Source organism: Nocardioides sp. Z21_20, assembly GCF_059766585.1.
The window spans coordinates 1-14,804 of record NZ_JCBAJX010000014.1; the positions used below are offsets into that span (position 1 = coordinate 1).

The 14,804-nt window shown below is 71.1% G+C and carries 12 protein-coding genes; 1 reads left to right on the forward strand and 11 read right to left on the reverse strand.

What is annotated here, in order from left to right:
• Together AC6EH9_RS17130 and AC6EH9_RS17135 are read right to left on the reverse strand one after the other, a co-directional pair.
• Positions 1–645, reverse strand: a 645-nt coding sequence (locus tag AC6EH9_RS17130) for an ATP-grasp domain-containing protein (protein ID WP_498424811.1), incomplete at its 3' end; no start/stop codon positions are given.
• Between the two features lie 181 nt (positions 646–826).
• Positions 827–1,216 carry a cobalamin B12-binding domain-containing protein gene (locus AC6EH9_RS17135; RefSeq protein ID WP_498424813.1) on the reverse strand — a complete coding sequence of 130 codons (390 nt, stop codon included), beginning with the start codon at positions 1,214–1,216 and terminating at the stop codon, positions 827–829.
• Between the two features lie 346 nt (positions 1,217–1,562).
• Here AC6EH9_RS17135 and AC6EH9_RS17140 point away from each other — a divergent pair, with 346 nt between their 5' ends.
• Positions 1,563–2,288, forward strand: a complete 726-nt coding sequence (locus tag AC6EH9_RS17140) for a M23 family metallopeptidase (protein ID WP_498424815.1) — start codon at positions 1,563–1,565, stop codon at positions 2,286–2,288.
• An 85-nt stretch (positions 2,289–2,373) separates the two neighbouring features.
• Here the strand turns inward: AC6EH9_RS17140 and pcrA are convergent, their stop codons facing one another.
• The 9 genes from pcrA to AC6EH9_RS17185 form a co-directional block, all read right to left on the reverse strand.
• Complete coding sequence (pcrA, locus tag AC6EH9_RS17145; RefSeq protein WP_498424817.1) at positions 2,374–4,860, reverse strand: DNA helicase PcrA; 2,487 nt, start codon at positions 4,858–4,860, stop codon at positions 2,374–2,376.
• A gap of 46 nt (positions 4,861–4,906) precedes the next feature.
• Positions 4,907–6,964 carry a choline BCCT transporter BetT gene (betT, locus tag AC6EH9_RS17150; protein WP_498424819.1) on the reverse strand — a complete coding sequence of 686 codons (2,058 nt, stop codon included), beginning with the start codon at positions 6,962–6,964 and terminating at the stop codon, positions 4,907–4,909.
• Complete coding sequence (betA, locus tag AC6EH9_RS17155; RefSeq protein WP_498424821.1) at positions 6,961–8,739, reverse strand: choline dehydrogenase; 1,779 nt, start codon at positions 8,737–8,739, stop codon at positions 6,961–6,963. Before betA ends, betT begins: the two co-directional genes overlap by 4 nt.
• Positions 8,736–10,265 carry an aldehyde dehydrogenase family protein gene (locus AC6EH9_RS17160; RefSeq protein WP_498424822.1) on the reverse strand — a complete coding sequence of 510 codons (1,530 nt, stop codon included), beginning with the start codon at positions 10,263–10,265 and terminating at the stop codon, positions 8,736–8,738. Before AC6EH9_RS17160 ends, betA begins: the two co-directional genes overlap by 4 nt.
• A 115-nt stretch (positions 10,266–10,380) precedes the next feature.
• A complete protein-coding gene (locus AC6EH9_RS17165; protein WP_498424824.1) occupies positions 10,381–10,737 on the reverse strand; it encodes a hypothetical protein in 357 nt (118 codons plus the stop codon).
• Between the two features lie 18 nt (positions 10,738–10,755).
• Positions 10,756–11,238, reverse strand: a complete 483-nt coding sequence (locus AC6EH9_RS17170) for a universal stress protein (RefSeq protein WP_498424825.1) — start codon at positions 11,236–11,238, stop codon at positions 10,756–10,758.
• Position 11,239: 1 nt separating this feature from the next.
• A complete protein-coding gene (locus AC6EH9_RS17175) occupies positions 11,240–12,697 on the reverse strand; it encodes an APC family permease (RefSeq protein WP_498424826.1) in 1,458 nt (485 codons plus the stop codon).
• Between the two features lie 68 nt (positions 12,698–12,765).
• The gene (locus AC6EH9_RS17180) at positions 12,766–13,431 is read right to left on the reverse strand and encodes a response regulator (RefSeq protein WP_498424827.1); all 666 of its coding nucleotides are present in this window, start codon (positions 13,429–13,431) and stop codon (positions 12,766–12,768) included.
• Complete coding sequence (locus AC6EH9_RS17185) at positions 13,412–14,782, reverse strand: ATP-binding protein (protein WP_498424829.1); 1,371 nt, start codon at positions 14,780–14,782, stop codon at positions 13,412–13,414. The genes AC6EH9_RS17180 and AC6EH9_RS17185 overlap by 20 nt, the downstream gene beginning before the upstream one ends.
• Between the last annotated feature and the right edge of the window lie 22 nt (positions 14,783–14,804).

Genomic DNA, 14,804 nt, shown 5'->3' on the forward strand with positions numbered 1-14,804 from the left:
GAACTCGGCGTTCTCGTCGAGCGAGACCTTGCCGTCGAGCGCCTCGAGCTTGTCGCCGGCCAGCCGCGCCAGCGGGTTGACCTCGACCAGCGTGGCGTCCTCCTCGACGAAGACCTTCCACAGGTTCAGGACCGTCTGCACGGCCTGCTCTGCGAGGACCTCGGGGAAGCCTGCCTCCGCGACGATGGCGCGCGCCTTCGCCTCGTCGACACCGGTGCCCGGGTCGATGGCGATCTGCTTGACGGCGTCGGGGTTGGTCTTCGCGACCTCCTCGATCTCGACACCACCCTCGACGCTGGCGATGCAGAGGTACTGGCGGTTCGCACGGTCGAGCAGGAAGGAGAAGTAGTACTCCTCCTCGATGCTCGCGGCCGGCGCGATCAGGACGCGGTTGACCCGCAGCCCCTTGATCTCCATGCCGATGATGTTGGTTGCGTGCTCGAACGCCTCGTCGGGCGTCTTGGCCAGCTTGACGCCGCCGGCCTTCCCTCGGCCACCGGCCTTGACCTGGGCCTTGACCACGCAGACACCGAGCTTCTCGGCGGCGGCGCGGGCCTCTTCGGGCGTGTTGGCGACGATGCCGGGAGCCCCCGGCACGTCATGCTTGGCGAAGAGCTCCTTCGCCTGGTACTCCATCAAGTCCACGATCCACCCAGTCCTTTTTTCACATCGACAGTCAGGGGATTCCTCCCGCACCCTAGACCTGACACGACGCTCTTGCCCACGCCGTCCCAGGCCCGTGCACCCTTCGTGACGCAGCCCACACTCGCGCTGCCGGGTCGCCTCCGCAGCGACACCCGGTGCGCGGTACCCGACGGGGGACGTCCTAGGCGTCAGCGAACTGCTCGGCGACCCAGTGGGTGATCTCGGTGGTCGACGCTCCGGGGGTGAAGACCTTGGCCACGCCGAGGTCCTGCAGCACCGGGATGTCCTCCTCGGGGATGATCCCGCCACCGAAGACCACGATGTCGCTGGCGTCGCGCTCGGCCAGCAGCTCGAGCAGTCGCTTGAACAGGGTCATGTGCGCCCCGGAGAGCACGGAGAGCCCGATCAGGTCGGCGTCCTCCTGCAGGGCCGTCTCCACGATCTGCTCAGGGGTCTGGTGCAGGCCGGTGTAGATGACCTCGTGGCCGGCGTCGCGCAGCGCCCGAGCGACGATCTTGGCCCCGCGGTCGTGACCGTCCAGACCGGGCTTGCCGACGACGATGCGAATCATGGGGGCAGGCTAGCGGAGATCGTGAGTTCCCCCACAGCAATGTCCGGGAACCTCGCGGGATCAGGCGGAGAAACGGCCTCCGGTCTGGACTGAATCCACAGTTTCAGGAACTTCGATTAGAGCCGTCGATAACGATCCGTTACAGTTCGAAGCCGTCACAGATCCCCCACGTCGAGGTCGTACAACCATGGGCAATCACCGCGCAGAACGCAGCGCCACGCGCCGCAGTCCCTCGGTGACCCCTCAGAGCCTCTCCTCTGCTGTTGTACCCACTTCTACGGCAGGTAAGCGTCGGGCCGTCAAGCAGCCCTCGGCGCGCCGCCCCGTGTTCCGCGGCCTTCCCTCGATGCCGGTCCTGGTCGGCGTCGCCGCGATGGCCGTCTCGGCCGCCGGCGCGGTCACCGCAGCAGACGGGAACCTGCAGGACGCGAGCAGCGAGACCGGCAGGATCAGCGCCGCGAGCGCCCTGAGCGGGTCGAGCCAGGTCGGCACCGCGAACCTGCTGGAGGCCCGCCAGGCCGCCGTCAGCCGCGACTCGCGTCGCGACGCCCTCGAGGACGTCGCCGACGAGGAGCTGCTCAAGATGGCCGAGGCCCAGGCCCAGCAGCGCAACGCGGCCCTGGCGCAGTTCGCCAAGCAGGCCGAGAAGCAGGCCGCCAAGATCGCGCTCAACCAGTGGGTGATGCCGGTCGAGGGCTACCGCCTCACCAACCGCTTCGGCGCCGCACGCTCGTACTACTCCTCCGGCTACCACACCGGTCTGGACTTCGCGGCTCCCAGCGGCACCCCGATCAAGGCGGTGGCCAACGGTGTGATCACCGAGGTCGGCTACGACGGCGCCTACGGCAACAAGACCGTGCTCACCCTCGAGGACGGCACCGAGATCTGGTTCTGCCACCAGACGTCGTACACCGTCTCGGTCGGCGACACCGTCCGTGCCGGCGAGGTGATCGGCTCCGTCGGCAGCACCGGCAACAGCACCGGCCCCCACCTCCACCTCGAGATCCGCCCCGGCGCCGGCGACCCGGTGGACCCGTACGCGGCCCTCCAGGCGCACGGCATCGTTCCCTGACCCTGAGCCCCGACCGCTCAGCCGTCCCTCAGAGCCTCTCCCCCGCTCAGTCGCGCCTCGGCGGCTCGCGCCGGGCGCAGCCGCCTCAGAGCTTCTCGACAGGCGCGTAGCGCAGCAGCAGCCGCTTGACGCCCTCGGAGCCGAAGTCGACCGAGGCCACCGCCTTGTCGGCCACGCCCTCCACCGACACCACCGTGCCCATCCCGAAGGTGTCGTGCACGACCCGGTCGCCCGCGTCCAGGCTGGGGATCGGTCGGGCCTTCTTGGCGCGGGCCGCGGCATCCGCACGGACGGCCGCGGAGGAGAAGTTGCGCCGCCCGGCGGCCGTCGGGGTGCCGAGGCCGATCGAGGCCGGCGAGGAGCTGCCCACGTCGGAGCGGGTCCAGCTGGTCTGTGCGGCCTCCAGCCGGCGCCAGTCGACGAGGTCCACCGGCATCTCGTCGAGGAACCGGGAGGCCGGGTTGTGCGACGGCGCCCCCCACGCGGAGCGGACCACGGCGCGGGTCAGGTACAGCCGCTCACGGGCCCGGGTGACCCCGACGTAGGCGAGGCGGCGCTCCTCCTCGAGCTCGGTGCGGTCGCCCAGCGAGCGCATGTGCGGGAAGACGCCGTCCTCGAGGCCGGTCAGGAACACGACGGGGAACTCCAGCCCCTTCGCGGTGTGCAGGGTCATCAGCGTGACCACCCCGGAGTCCTCCCCGTCGGCGTCGGGGATCTGGTCGCTGTCGGCGACCAGCGCGACCCGCTCGAGGAAGTCGCGCAGGGTCACCGCGACGGTCCCCTCCTCCACCTCGGCGGGGTCGGCGGAGGGTCCGGCGACCGGGTCGTCGGAGAACTCCCGGGCGACGGCGACGAGCTCGGCGAGGTTCTCCACCCGGGTGTCGTCCTGCGGGTCGTCGGAGGCCTCGAGCTCGGCGAGGTAGCCGGAGCGCTCGAGCACCGACTCCAGCACGACGTCGGCGCGCTCGCCCGCCTCCACCATCGACTGCAGCTCCTCGACCATGGCGACGAAGCCGCGGATCGCGTTCAGCGAGCGGGTGGCGATGCCCGGCGCCCGGTCGGCGCGGCGCAGCGCCTCCCAGTACGTCGTACCCTCCTGCTCGGCGAGCACCTGGACGCAGGCCTCGGCGCGATCGCCGATGCCGCGCTTGGGGGTGTTCAGCACCCGGCGCAGGGAGATCTCGTCGGCCGGGTTGACCAGCATCCGCAGGTAGGCCAGCGCGTCGCGCACCTCCTTGCGCTCGTAGAAGCGCACCCCGCCGACGACCTTGTACGGCTGGCCGGTGCGGATGAAGACCTCCTCGAAGACCCGGCTCTGGGCGTTGGTGCGATAGAACACCGCGACGTCCCCGGGGCGCACCTGGGCCTCGTCGGTCAGCTTGTCGATCTCCTCGGAGACGAAGCGGGCCTCGTCGTGCTCGTCGTCGGCGACGTAGCCGACGATGCGCTCGCCCTCCCCGGCGTCCGACCACAGCCGCTTGGCCTTGCGGCCCTGGTTGTGCCCGATCACCTGGTTGGCGGCGTTGAGGATGGTCTGGGTGGAGCGGTAGTTCTGCTCGAGCAGGATCGAGGTGGCGTTGGGGAAGTCCTGCTCGAAGTCGAGGATGTTGCGGATGTTGGCGCCGCGGAAGGCGTAGATCGACTGGTCGGCGTCGCCGACCACCATCAGCTCGCTGGGCGCGACGCGCTGCTCGGCGGACTCCGCCGGGAGGCCGGCGCCCGCCTCGACCGCGTGCGCGTCGCCCTCCGGGTCCTCGGCGCACAGCTGGTGGATGAGCGCGTACTGCGCGTGGTTGGTGTCCTGGTACTCGTCGACCAGCACGTGCCGGAAGCGCCGGCGGTAGACCTCGCGGACGTCGGGGTGCAGCTGGAAGAGCCGCACGGTCATCATGATCAGGTCGTCGAAGTCGAGCGCGTTGGCCTCACTCAGGCGGCGCTGGTACACCGCGTAGGCCTTGGCGTAGACCTCCTCGGTGGAGTTGGCGGCGTCCTTGGCCGCGTCGTCGGGGTCCTTGAGCTCGTTCTTGGCGTTGGAGACCCAGTTGAGGATCGAGCGCGGCTGGTAGGCCTTCACATCGAGATCGAGGTCCTTGCAGACCAGCGTCATCAGCCGCTTGGAGTCCGCGGCGTCGTAGATCGAGAAGCTCGACTTGTAGCCGAAGCGGTCGATCTCCTTGCGCAGGATGCGCACGCAGGCGGAGTGGAAGGTCGAGACCCACATGATCCGGGCCCGGCGCCCGACCAGCTCCTCGACCCGCTCCTTCATCTCGGCGGCCGCCTTGTTGGTGAAGGTGATCGCCAGGATCGAGCCGGGGTGCGCGTGGCGCTCGGAGATCAGCCAGGCGATCCGCCGCGTCAGCACCCGGGTCTTGCCCGAGCCCGCCCCGGCCACCACCAGCAGCGGCGCCCCGGCGTGCACCACCGCGGCGCGCTGCGGCTCGTTGAGACCCTCCAGCAGCTCCTCGCGCGAGGGTCCGCGCCGGGCGGGTCCGCTCGAGCCGGCTCCCGCCGGGGAGGTCGCTGAGGAGGGCTGGAGGTGCTCGAGGCCGGGGATAGCGAAAGGGGTGCTCATCTCGCCGACAAGCCTACGTCGCGCCACCCCCGGCCTCGCAGCCCACTCAGACGCCGGTGCCCTCCGCCAGGCGCAGGAACTCCAGGTGCCGCTCGTACTGGTCGAGCACGTCGTCGATCAGCTGGTCGCGGGTGTAGCCCATCACGTCGTACCCCTGGCCGCCTTGGCTGAGGTGCACCTCGAGGCGGGAGTAGACGTCGGTCTTCGTCGAGGCCAGGCCGCCGTACCCGGGCATCGGCACCTCGCGGTGCTGCACCCGGTAGCAGAAGGCGCGCTCCTCCTCGCCCAGACCGGCGGTGAGCTCGACGGCCCGCATCCCCTCCTCGTCGGCGGTCTCGACGACCTCGGTCGTGGCTCCCTGCCCGGAGAGCTCGCGGGCGACCTCGGTGAGGGCGGACAGCACCACGGTGTCCAGGAACTCCAGGGACCGGGTGCGCGAGGGGAACGTCATCATCCGCCGGACCCGCGACTGCCACGTCGCGTGCGGTACGCCGCGTGGCGCGCCGCTACGACCCGACAGCACGCCCGGCAGCGCGCCGGCTCGGCTGTCCTGCAGGTGGGCCTCGACGCGTAGCGCCTTGTGCAGCCCGGCCATCACCAGCACCATCACGAAGGCGAACGGCAGCCCCATGATGATCGTGGCGTTCTGCAGCGCGGTGATGCCGCCGACGCTGAGGATCCCCATCGTCAGCAGACCGGTGGCCACCGCCCAGAAGATCCGCGGCATCTTGGCCGCGTCCTGGGTGGGGTGGCTCAGCCGCGAGGACAGGTTCGCCATCACCAGGGCACCGGAGTCCGCGGAGGTGACGTAGAACAGCAGCCCGACGAACGTCGCCACGGAGGCGATGAACGTGAACCCCGGGTACTGGGCCAGCAGCGTGTAGAAGCCCTCCTCCGGGCGCAGCGAGGCGGCCTCGCCGAAGGTCTGGTTGCCGCTGCGGACCAGGTCGATCGCGGAGTTACCGAAGATCGAGACCCACATCAGGATGTAGGTGAACGGGATGATCAGCGTCCCGGCGACGAACTGGCGGATCGTGCGCCCACGCGAGATGCGGGCCAGGAACAGCCCGACGAACGAGGCCCAGGCGATCCACCACGCCCAGAAGAACAGCGTCCAGCCGCTCATCCACGTCCCGGTGTCCTCGTGCGCGAAGGTCTGCAGCGTCATCTCCGGGAAGAGCCGGATGAAGTCGCCGACGTTGAGCACGGCCGCGTTGAGCAGGTAGAGCGTCTTGCCGGTGACCAGGACCCACAGCGCGAGCCCGATCGCGAGCAGCACGTTGAGCTGGGAGAGCCGCTTGATGCCCTTGTCCACGCCGCTGACCGCCGAGATGGTGGCCATCACGATGGCGAGCACGATCAGCGCGAACTGGGCGCCCAGACCCTGCTTGACGCCGAACAGCTCGTGCAGCCCGAAGTTGAGCTGGACGACGCCGATGCCCAGCGAGGTCGCCACCCCGAAGATGGTGCCGATGATCGCGGCCAGGTCGACCGCGTCCCCGATGCGCCCGTCCACCCGGTTGCCCAGGATCGGGCGCAACGAGGAGCGGATCGCCAGCGGCAGGCCAAGACGGTAGGCGAAGTAGGCCAGCGCCAGGCCCATCAGCGCGTACATGCCCCACCCGCTGATGCCGTAGTGGAACAGCGTCCACACGGTCGCCTCGCGGGCCGCCTCGACCGTCTCGGCCTCGGTGCTGGGCGGCGCGAGGTACTGCGTCACCGGCTCGGCCACGGAGAAGAACATCAGGTCGGTGCCGATGCCGGCGGCGAAGAGCATCGCCGCCCACGAGAACGTGCTGTACTCCGGCTCGGAGTGCTCGGGGCCGAGCTTGATCCGGCCGTAGCGCGAGCTGCCCACGAAGACCACGAAGACCAGCACCATCGTGGCCAGCAGCACGTAGAACCAGCCGAACCCGTCGGCGGCCCAGGTGGCCACCTGCCCGATCCGCTCGTTGGCGCCGCCGGCGTCGACCATGCACCACAGCGCCACGGCCAGGGTGCCGATGGCGGCGCCCCAGAAGACGACCCGGTTGAGCCGAGGTCCCGCCTCCTCGCTGGTCGCCGTGCTCGGCGGACTGGGGGGACTGGTCGTCGGTGCGCTCATGCGCGGCCTCCTGGCTGGCCCTGGTTGATGGTGCCGGGGGCCGCGTGGTTGCGGGGGTCCCCCTCGGGCCACAGCGGCATCTGGGCGCCGTGGCGGTAGTACGGGACGTCGAGCGGCGGCAGCATCTCATTGCCGAGGATCAGGTCGCTGGCCCGCTCGGCGAGCATCATCACCGGAGCGTAGATGTTGCCGTTGGTGACGTAGGGCATCACCGAGGCGTCCACCACCCGGAGCCCGTCCACCCCGTGCACCCGCATCGAGGACGGGTCGACCACGCTCATCTCGTCGGTGCCCATCCGCGCGGTGCACGAGGGGTGCAGGGCGGTCTCGGCGTCCGCGGCGACCCAGTCGAGGATCTCCTCGTCGGTCTGCACCGACGGTCCGGGCGAGATCTCACCGGCGCTGAACGCCGCGAACGCCGGCTGCTCCAGGATGTGGCGGGCGGCGCGGATCATCTCGATCCACTCGCGTCGGTCGTTCTCGGTGGACAGGTAGTTGAACTGCAGCGCCGGGTGCTCGAAGGGGTCGGTCGAGCGGATCTTCACGTGCCCGCGCACGTCGGAGTACATCGGCCCGATGTGCACCTGGTAGCCGTGCCCGAACGTCCCCGGGGCGTTCGCCGGCTGCGAGCCGTCGTAGCGGATCGCGATCGGCAGGAAGTGGAACATCAGGTTCGGGTACTCCACCCGGTCGTTGCTGCGGATGAAGCCGCCCGCCTCGAAGTGGTTGGAGGCCCCCACGCCGCGGCGCAGGAACATCCACTCCGCGCCGATGCGCGCCTTGTGCCGGTGCCGCAGCCACGGGGCGATCGAGACCGGCTGCTTGCTGGCGTGCTGGATGTACACCTCCAGGTGGTCCTGGAGGTTCTCCCCCACGCCCTTGAGGTCGACGAGCGGGTCGATGCCCAGCGCGCGCAGCTCCTCGGCGTTGCCGATCCCGGAGAGCTGCAGCAGCTGCGGGGTGTTGATCGCGCCGCCGCACAGGATCACCTCGCCGGCCTCCACGCTGCGGCGCAGCCGGCCGCCGCGCAGGTAGTCGACGCCGACGACGCGGCTTCCCCCCTCGGCGGTACGACGCGTGCGCAGGCCGGTGACGTGCGAGAGCGTGTGCACGGTGAGGTTCTTGCGCTGGCGCACGGGGTGCAGGTAGGCGCGCGCCGCGCTGAGGCGACGGCCCCGGTGGACGTTGCGGTCGAACGGCGCGAAGCCCTCCTGGCGGTAGCCGTTCACGTCGTCGGTGAGCGGGTGACCGGCCTGCTGCACGGCCTCGAAGAACGCGCCGAAGAGCGGGCTGTTGGCCGGGCCCTGCTCGAGCACCAGCGGTCCCGACCCGCCCCGCCAGGCGTCAGCACCGGCCGTGCCGTCGGCGAGCAGGCGGGTCTCCATCCGCTTGAAGTACGGCAGGCAGTGGGCGTAGTCCCACTCCTCGAGCCCCGGCTCGGCCGCCCAGCGCTCGTAGTCCAGCGGGTTGCCGCGCTGGAAGATCATCCCGTTGATGCTCGAGGAGCCGCCCAGCACCTTGCCGCGCGCGTGCGCCACCCGGCGACCGCCCATGTACGGCTCGGGCTCCGACTCGTAGCGCCAGTCGTAGAGCGGGCTGCCGATCGGGAACGGCAGCGCGGCGGGCATGTGGATGAACGGGTCGAGCTTGAAGTCGCTGTGCCCGGCCTCCAGCACCAGGACGCGGTTGGCGGGATCGGCGCTGAGCCGGTTCGCGATCACCGACCCGGCCGAGCCACCCCCGACGATCACGTAGTCGTAGCGCTCGGTCCTCACTGGTGTCCTCCTTCCGTCGTGGCGGCGGAGTCCACCGGCGGAGCTCCGAACCATCCCTGGGGACCGGGCCGGGTGTTGTGCCAGATGTGCTTGGTCTCGCGGTACTCCTCGAGCCCGGCCAGGCCCAGCTCGCGACCCACGCCGCTCTGCTTGTAGCCGCCCCACTCCGCCTGGGCGACGTAGGGGTGGTAGTCGTTGATCCAGATCGTGCCGTGGCGCAGCCGCGCCGCGACCCGCTCGGCGCGTCCGGCGTCGCGGGTCCACACGGCACCGGCCAGGCCGTAGATGGTGTCGTTGGCGAGGGAGACCGCGGCCTCCTCCAGCCCGGCCCCGTCCGGGGCGCTGAAGGTCTCGACGGTCATCACCGGCCCGAACGACTCGTCCTGCACGCAGGACATGTCGGCCGAGCAGCCGTCCAGGATCGTGGGCAGGTAGTAGAACCCCGCGTCGTACGCCGCGCCCTGGGGTCGCCCGCCACCGGTGCGCAGCACGGCACCCTCCGCGAGCCCGGCCGCGACGTACGCCTCGACCTTGTCACGGTGGGCGGCGCTGATCAGGGGGCCGGTCTCGGCCGCCTCGTCGAAGGGGCCACCGAGGCGGATCTGCTCGGCCCGGCGGACCAGCTCATCGACGAACTCGTCGTGGATCGACTCCTCCACGATCAGCCTGGCGCCTGCGGAGCAGACCTGGCCGGAGTCGAGGAACACGGCCGTGAGAGCCATGTCGAGGGCTGCTTCGAGGTCGGCGTCGGCGAAGACGATGTTGGGGTTCTTGCCACCCAGCTCGAGAGCCACCTTCTTCACCGTGGCGGCCGCGGAGGCCATGATCGAGCGACCCGTCACCAGGCCCCCGGTGAAGGAGACCAGGTCCACCTCGGGGGCCGTGGTCAGCGTCGGGCCGACCCGGTCGCCGGCGCCGAGCACGAGGTTGGCGACGCCTTCGGGTAGGCCCACCTCCTGCAGGGCACGCATCAGCCAGATCGCCGTGTGCGGGGTGAGCTCGCTGGGCTTGAGCACGAACGTGTTGCCGGCGGCCAGGGCCGGGGCGACCTTCCACGAGGTCTGCAGCAACGGGTAGTTCCAGGGCGTGATCAGCGAGCAGACGCCGACCGGCTCGTGGACCACGCGGCTGACCACGTCGGGCTGGCCGGTGTCGACCACGCGACCGCCGTCGGCCTGCGCGAGCGTGGCGTAGTGGCGGAAGACGGACGCGATGTCGTCGACGTCGAGGCGGGACTCGACCAGTCGCTTGCCGGTGTCGAGCGACTCCAGCCGGGCGACCTCCTCCTTGTCGTTCTCCAGCCGGTCGGCCAGCCGGTTCAGCAGCGCGGCGCGCTCGGGGGACGGCGTCCGCGGCCAGGGGCCGTTGTCGAACGCGCTGCGTGCGGACAGGACCGCCGCCACCGCGTCCGCGGCGTCGCCCTCGGAGACGGTCGCCACCAGGCTGCCGTCCGCCGGACAGCGGATCTCTCGGGTGGAGCCGTCGGCGGCATCGCGCCAGGCTCCGTCGATGAACAGTTCGGGCATGGATCCACCTTCCAACAGGGAAGGGTCGCGCTCGGGGGTGCGCGACCCGGAGTCTGCTGGCCGCCGAGCGCAGCGGTGGACGCGCGGGCCGACCCGTGCGGGCCGGCCGGGCTGCTCACACGTGCGCGGGCGACCAGAAGACGGCTACGGCGATCGTCACCGTGGTCAGCCCCAGCAGTCCCAGGTAGAGACCGTTGGGGATGCGCGGCTTCCTCAGGTTCGCCATCACCAAGACTAGAATGACCAGCGCGAGAGCGAACTTGACCCCGATCTTGGCGTGGTTGACGTCACCATCCCCGCCCTCGAGGACGCCCACCAGCAGCAGCCCGGCCAGGAATGCCGTGCCGGCGCCGTCGCGCATCGCGCCGTTGACCACCTTCTCGGAGGATCGCAGCTGCACGAAGAGGCCCCCGAAGAGGGCGGCGAAGCCGAGGATGTGTACGAAGAGCAGGATCAGGCGCAGGTTTTCCATGGGGCCGGAGCGTAGCGCTCAGGAGCTGCGCCGAGACGACCGGCGTCGGTTACGTGGCGCGGGTCGCACGACCAGCACCGGGCACGGAGCGTAGTGCTGCACCTTCTGGGCGGTGCTGCCGACCAGCACGGTGTCGCTGACGCCGCGACCTCCCGAGGCGACCACCACCAGGCCGACGTCGAGCTGGCCCGCAGCCTTGATGATCTCGTTGGCCGGAGAGCCGCTGCGGATCCGCTTGTGCACCTTGGGGCCCCAGCCCTTGAACTCCTCGGCGATCACGTTGAGCGCCCCCTGCGCGGCCTCGCGGAAGCTGACCACCTGGTGCTCGGCGTCCCCCCGCGCCGGCGGCGAGAGCTCGTCGGCGAAGGAGACCGCCGCCAGCGGCCGGATCACCGCGACCAGCGACACGTCGGTGACCTTCGTGGGGTCCGCGAAGGACTTGAAGTGGCGGGCCGCAGCCAGGGACTGCTTGGAGCCGTCGGTGGCGATGAGCACGTGCATGTCAGGCTCCTGAGGTGGTGGTGGGCGGCGTTGCTCCGGCGCGCCTCGAGGCGAGCTGCTGAGCCACGAACAGGACTCCCCCGAGTGCCAGCAGGCCGGCGCACCAGAACAGGGAGGCGGGGTCGTCGATGACGACGTAGACCAGCAGCACCGCGTTGCCGAGGATGCCGAGGTAGAGCAGGGGGGTCCAGGCCCGAAAGGTGTCCTCGCGCTCGCCGGTGCCGCGCAGCTTGAGAGCGGCGACGATCACCAGCAGGTAGATGAACAGCGTGAACACGACCGTGACCAGCGCAAGCCGCTCCACCACGTCGACCCCGACGCCGGCCCGGTTCAGCGCCCATCCGGTGAGCAGCAGACCGCACACCACGACCGCCGCGAAGATCAGCGCGAACCAGGGGCTGCGACGGCTCTGGTGGATGCGCCCGAAGATCCCGGGCACCACGTCCTCGCGGGCCATGCCGTAGAGGATCCGCGACTCGGTGACCACCGCGACCAGCGTGGTGTTCGTGATCGCCACCATCGCGATCACCGCGAACAGGATCGTCATCACGCCCACCGGCACCGGCAGGATGCCCGTCTTGACGACCTCGAGCAGGGCCGCGTCGCTGTCCTGCAGCGTCCCGACCGGCACGGTCAGCGCGGCGGTGGCGGCCACCAGCACGTAGATGACGCCCGCGGCGACCATGCCGCCGACCAGGGCGCGGGGGAAGGTCCGGCTCGGGTCCACGGTCTCCTCGGCCACGTTGGCGGCGTTCTCGAACCCGGTCATCGCGAAGAACGCCAGGGCCACGCCGGCGATCACCGCCCACACCGGGCTCACGTCGCTGCGGGTGGTGAAGTCGGTGAGCACCGCGAAGTCGGCCTTGCCCTGGGCGACGTAGACGATGCCGATCACCAGGATGATCACCAGCCCGGCGATCTCCACGAACGTCATCACCATGTTGGCGACCACGGACTCGGTGATGCCGATGAAGTTCACCACCGCCAGCACGACCACGAAGGCCAGGGTGACCAGCAGCGCCGGCGGCAGCGCCCAGATCTCCTCGAAGTACGACGCGAAGCCGGTCGCCAGCGACCCGGCGGCCGCGAAGCTCGCGGACAGCATGCAGACGGTGATCAGGAAGGTCAGCGGCCGGTTGCCGAAGGCCTTGTTGATGTAGAGCGCGGCCCCGGCGGCCTGGGGGTACTTCGTCACCAGCTCGGCGTAGGCGAGTCCGGTGATCGTCGCGACGGTGACGCCGACGGCGAACGCGATCCAGAAGGCGCCTCCGACGGCACCGGCCACCAGGCCGATCAGCACGTAGATGCCGGAGCCCAGGACGTCGCCGAGGACGTAGAAGAACAGCAGCCGACCGGTGATCCCGCGCTTGAGATCGCTCTCGTCGGTGTCCACGCCGGCCTCCGGGTCGGGGCCGGGTGGCTGGACGCCGCTGGCGTCGGAAGCGGGCGAGTCGGCCACGAGGGTCACCTTCGGGTGGGTGGGCAGTGCGGGGCGGATACCCCGTGGCAGCCCGACCGAAACGCGACTCAGAGCAGCCGGCGCTCCGAGGCCCACCGGGTGAGCTCGTGGCGCGAGGAGAGCTGCAGCTTGCGCAGCACGCTCGACATGTGGGTCTCCACGGTCTTGATCGAGATGAACAGCTCCCTGGCCACCTCCTTGTAGGCGTACCCGCGCGCGATCAGCCGCATCACCTCCCGCTCGCGCTCGGTGAGCCGGTCGAGGTCCTCGTCGACGGCGGCGACCTCGATGGAGCCCGCGAACGCGTCGAGCACGAAGCCCGCCAGGCGCGGGGAGAACACGGCGTCGCCCTCGGCCACCCGACGGATCGCGTCGACCAGCTCGGGGCCGGTGATGGTCTTGGTGACGTAGCCGCGCGCGCCTGCCCGGATGGTGCCGATCACGTCCTCGGCGGAGTCGCTCACCGACAGCGCCAGGTAGCAGGTGCGCAGCTGGCGCGCGGCGAGCCGGCGCATCACCTCCCCGCCTCCCCCACCGGGCAGGTGCACGTCGAGCAGGACGACGTCGGGGTGCTGCTCGGCGATGGCCCGGACCGCCTCGTCCACGTCCGCGGCCTCGGCCACGACGTCGACCGCGGCCCCGATCTCGGCGCGCACCCCCGTGCGGAACATCGCGTGGTCGTCGACGACCACCACCCGGACCTGGCCGGCGCGCTCAGCTGTGGGGGTGCTCATCGGGCTGCTCCTCGAGGGACGGATCGCGATGGGATGCATCGGCGTGGGAGGGATCGGCGTGGGAGGGATCTGGTTGTGCCTGGGTCGGCACGGGCATGTGCAGGCGGACCTCGGTGCCCTCGCCGGGGGCGCTGCGGACCTCGGCCGTGCCACCGTGGCGCACCATCCGGCCCAGGATGCTGTGGCGCACGCCGTACCGGTCGTCGCAGACGTCGTCGAGGACGAACCCGACGCCCCGGTCGCGGACGAACACGTCCACGGCACCCGGGCCCACCTCGGCGTAGACGTCGACGCTGGCGACCCCGGAGTGCTTGGCGGCGTTCGTCACCGCCTCGCGGGTGGCCGCCACGACCGGCTGGAGACGCTCGGAGAGCGGACAGTCGCCGACCCCGACGACGGTGACCGCGATTCCGTAGCCGTCCTCCACCTGGGCGACCACCTCGCGCAGGGCCCCGACCAGCGTGGAGGCGTCGGCGGCCTCGGCCGCGTAGAGCCAGGCGCGCAGCTCGCGCTCCTGGGCGCGGGCCAGCCGGGCCACGGTGGGGCCGTCGTCGGCGCTGCGCTGGATCAGCGCCAGCGTCTGCAGCACCGAGTCGTGCAGGTGCGCGGCGACGTCGGCGCGCTCCTGGGTGCGGATCCGCTCCTCGCGCTCGGCGGTCAGGTCGGAGGCCAGGCGGAAGATCCACGGGCCGGCGACCAGCCCCACGCCGAGCACGCCGAGTCCGCCGGCCATCAGGAGCCCGCTGCCCTGGTCGAGGGAGGCCCGGTCGAAGCCGATCAGGAGCAGCGCGACGATGACCAGCACCATGCCGGCCGCGATCCGCGCGTACGCCGCCCAGCCACCGCTGCCGAAGACGACCCGGACCGGATCGATGCGTCCGCTGGTGTCGAGCCAGCGCTCGCGCTGCGCCTCGTCGGCCTGGCGCCACAGCAGGGTCAGGCCGACGGCGCCCAGCACGAGCGGCCAGAGCACGGCCCCTCGCCCGAACGCCGCCTCCAGGACCAGGACGGCGCCGAGGACCAGCGCGCCGAGCACGACCGCCGGCCCGGCGTCGCCGATCCGGGCGGCGCGACCGGGTCGCCGGCCCGCCCGGGTGTGGCTCTCCAGCCCCGGCGACTGGACGGGACGCTCCTGGTCGGCCGGCAGCACCAGCCACAGGCCGGCGTAGAGCACGGCCCCGAGACCGCCGATGGCGCACAGCACGAGGAAGGCGGCGCGCACCCAGGTGGTCGGCACCGCCAGGTGCCGCGCCAGGCCGGCGGCGACGCCGCCCAGGACGGGTTCGCGCAGGTCCCGCAGGGCGCGGCGCGGGCCAGGTTGGCCGGCGAGGGAGGCATCGGGCGGGGACATGGCCCCTCCATCGTCACACAGC

What these genes read in the sequence shown, in the direction of transcription:
- AC6EH9_RS17180 (WP_498424827.1), bottom strand. Translation starts at nt 13,431, where the DNA reads ATGAGCACCCCCACAGCTGAGCGCGCCGGCCAGGTCCGGGTGGTGGTC.
- AC6EH9_RS17135 (WP_498424813.1), bottom strand. Translation starts at nt 1,216, where the DNA reads ATGATTCGCATCGTCGTCGGCAAGCCCGGTCTGGACGGTCACGACCGC.
- AC6EH9_RS17160 (WP_498424822.1), bottom strand. Translation starts at nt 10,265, where the DNA reads ATGCCCGAACTGTTCATCGACGGAGCCTGGCGCGATGCCGCCGACGGC.
- AC6EH9_RS17140 (WP_498424815.1), top strand. Translation starts at nt 1,563, where the DNA reads ATGCCGGTCCTGGTCGGCGTCGCCGCGATGGCCGTCTCGGCCGCCGGC.
- betT (WP_498424819.1), bottom strand. Translation starts at nt 6,964, where the DNA reads ATGAGCGCACCGACGACCAGTCCCCCCAGTCCGCCGAGCACGGCGACC.
- AC6EH9_RS17185 (WP_498424829.1), bottom strand. Translation starts at nt 14,782, where the DNA reads ATGTCCCCGCCCGATGCCTCCCTCGCCGGCCAACCTGGCCCGCGCCGC.
- pcrA (WP_498424817.1), bottom strand. Translation starts at nt 4,860, where the DNA reads ATGAGCACCCCTTTCGCTATCCCCGGCCTCGAGCACCTCCAGCCCTCC.
- AC6EH9_RS17165 (WP_498424824.1), bottom strand. Translation starts at nt 10,737, where the DNA reads ATGGAAAACCTGCGCCTGATCCTGCTCTTCGTACACATCCTCGGCTTC.
- AC6EH9_RS17170 (WP_498424825.1), bottom strand. Translation starts at nt 11,238, where the DNA reads ATGCACGTGCTCATCGCCACCGACGGCTCCAAGCAGTCCCTGGCTGCG.